We start from the raw sequence: 294 nt of genomic DNA, 5'->3' as shown, positions 1-294 counted from the left end.
CCGGGAAATCAGGAGACAGGAAATGGACGCAGTCGACGTAAACACATCGAGCAAGGGGTGTCCGGTCATGCACGGTGGTAACACCGCAACCGGCAGCACGGTGATGGCCTGGTGGCCCAATGCGCTCAATCTCGACATCCTGCACCAGCACGATACCAAGACCAACCCGATGGGCGGGGAATTCGACTATCGCCAGGCCGTGCGCTCGCTCGATGTCGAAGCGCTCAAAGCCGACATGAAGGCCCTGCTCACCGACAGCCAGGACTGGTGGCCAGCCGACTGGGGCCATTACGG

General features: G+C 61.6%; 1 pseudogene. It reads left to right on the top strand.

The annotated features are described in order from the left end of the window. Positions 1-22: 22 nt before the first annotated feature. Positions 23-294: pseudogene (locus FLQ44_RS22480) on the top strand (catalase-peroxidase); the annotation flags it as partial.

Source organism: Vogesella mureinivorans, assembly GCF_007644035.1.
Taxonomy (GTDB): Bacteria; Pseudomonadota; Gammaproteobacteria; order Burkholderiales; family Chromobacteriaceae; genus Vogesella; species Vogesella mureinivorans.
The sequence above is the reverse complement of the archived record's forward strand: the minus strand, read 5'-3'. Positions and strand labels throughout refer to the sequence as shown.